Consider the following 2,452-nt stretch of genomic DNA (forward strand, 5'->3'; position numbering starts at 1 on the left):
TCTGATTTTTCAGCGCGTCAAGGTTATCAAATGTTTCAATGCCCCGCAGCCGCTGATGCAGCTCGATGCGAAGCTGCGGCCATACAGATGACCATCGTAATCAAAGAAATGCGTTTCCAGCCAGAGCCGATGATCGCCGACCGTCGGCTTCGGTCCCAGATTGGCGACGCCATGTATGGTTTTTCCATCAATCGCAGAGCTGACGGCAAAGACGCCGTCCGTCGGCAAACGATGATGCGGTAATAGAATGTTCGCGGTTGGTACGCCAATGGTGCGCCCCAATTGCCGCCCGTAAACCACCCGGCCGGACAGAGCAAACGACTCGCCCAGTAACGTCGCCGCGCGGTTAAAATCGTTCTCCGCAATGGCTTGCCGGATGAGCGTACTGCTGACCCGCTCCCCATCCACCCGCTGACTGGGCAAGTCGGTCACGTCAAACGCATAGTTCCGCAGGAAATCCACATTGCCTTTGCGGTCGGCCCCGAAACGAAAATCATCGCCGACCTGCAGCCACTGCGTATTAAGCCGATCAATCAGCACCGAGCGCACAAAGTCATCCGCACTCAGAGAGCGCAATCGGCGGTTAAACGGCAAGACCACCAGATGATCGACACCAAGCTCCGCGAGGCGCAACGCTTTATCGGTCAATGACGACAGCCGTGCCGGCGCATTCTCAGGTGACAGAAATTCGCGCGGTTGGGGCTCAAAGGTCACCACAACCGAGCTCAGATCGTTCGCCTGGGCATACCGGGTCAATCGTTGAATGATTTGTTGATGCCCAACATGCACGCCATCAAAGCTGCCGATGGTCACGGCAGCAGGCTTCAGAGGCGACAATGGCAAACGGGAGACGCGCATATCGAATCGAGGGATGAAATGGGCCGCGCAGTATACTGAAGTTTTGTCCGGATGTCCCGAAGCTCCGCAGCAATCAGGGGTGTCGGAGCTGTGCCGGTCGAATACCCAGTACCAGAGCGGTCAAGCCAAACACCACCAGCCCGATAACAACCAGCATCGCCACGCTCAGGCTTTCCATAACAATACCAGTTGCGCTGCTAAAAAAGGTCAGAGTCAGCATCGCCCAGAGCACCACCCCCATGACCGTACTGGCCAGGGCGATACGCAGAACTGAGGGCAGCAATGTGTGCAGCGGAGGCAGGCGATTATCTTTGCGCAGATGCCAGGCCAACAGTGAGGCATTCAGCCAGGCCGACAACGAGGTTGCCAGCGCCAGCCCAACATGCGCCAACGGCACAATCAGCAGAACATTAAATACCATGTTCCAAACCATGGCCTGAACCGCGATTTTAACCGGGGTTTTAGTGTCCTGACGCGAGAAAAAGCCCGGCGCCAGTATCTTAATCAACATAAAAGCCGGCAACCCAATTGCGTAGGCAGCCAGACTGCCCGAGGCCGCCTGAACATCCTGTGCGGTAAACTCCCCATGCCCAAAGAGCAGGGACAGCAATACATCCGGCATCACCAGTAACGCCACCATCGCCGGCAGACCAATCAGCAATACCAAGCGAATCGCCCAGGCTAAGGTTCGCTCAAACATGGATCCGTCGGACTCCGCATGCAACGACGACAGCCGGGGTAACAGAACGGTTCCGATGGCCACGCCAATCACCCCCAACGGTAACTCCGTGAGCCGATCCGAATAATAGAGCCAGCCAACCGAGCCATCGGCTAACCAGGTCGCCAGCAGGGTGTCGAGTAACAGGTTGATCTGACTGACGGACACGGCAAACAGCCCCGGTACCATCAGTACCAGAATTTTTTTGACACCCGGGTGTTTCGCCCGCCAGTCGGACAGTGTCCAGACGCCGGTTTTCAGCAGCCAAGGCCATAAAAACAGCCACTGCAGCAAGCCGGCCAGAAACACGCCCCAGGCGATCCCGGTTTGACCGACTTCGAACAAAGGACTGAGAAATAACGCCGATCCGATCAGACAGAGATTTAAAATCACCGGAGCCAAGGCTGGCGCGGCAAACTGTTGATAGCTGTTCAGCACCGACGAGCCCAGTGCCGTTAACGAGATAAACCACAAATAAGGGAAGGTAATGCGCAGAAACCCGGCGACCTGGTCCAGTTTCACGCCATCATCATGGAAACCCGAGGCAAACAACCAGGCCACGATCGGCGATCCCACCACCGCCAATAAGGTAACCACGCCAACAATGGCGCCAAGGTATATCTGAACCGCGCTGACCAGTTTGCGCACACTGGCATCGCCTTCGGCATGTCGATACTCGGACAGCACGGGCACAAACGCCTGATTAAAGGCCCCTTCCGCAAACAGCCGACGCAAAAAGTTGGGGATTTTAAAGGCAACAAAGAAGGCATCCTGTGCCCCGCCGGAACCAAACAGCACCGCGAAGACAATGTCCCGAACTAAGCCGAGCACTCTCGACAGCATGGTCGCCGCAGAAACGATAATCGAGCTGCGAAA

At 56.4% G+C, this 2,452-nt stretch carries 2 protein-coding genes; both read right to left on the bottom strand.

Going from position 1 to position 2,452, the window contains the following annotated elements; all coding sequences use genetic code 11:
• Positions 1 to 9: 9 nt before the first annotated feature.
• Positions 10 to 858 (bottom strand): riboflavin biosynthesis protein RibF, encoded by an 849-nt coding sequence (ribF, locus tag MED297_RS08710; protein ID WP_008044128.1) that lies wholly within the window; start codon positions 856 to 858, stop codon positions 10 to 12.
• A gap of 73 nt (positions 859 to 931) precedes the next feature.
• Positions 932 to 2,452, bottom strand: a 1,521-nt coding sequence (gene murJ, locus MED297_RS08715; protein WP_008044131.1) for a murein biosynthesis integral membrane protein MurJ, incomplete at its 5' end; no start/stop codon positions are given.

This window comes from Reinekea blandensis MED297 (genome assembly GCF_000153185.1).
In the GTDB taxonomy this organism is placed as follows: Bacteria; Pseudomonadota; Gammaproteobacteria; order Pseudomonadales; family Natronospirillaceae; genus Reinekea; species Reinekea blandensis.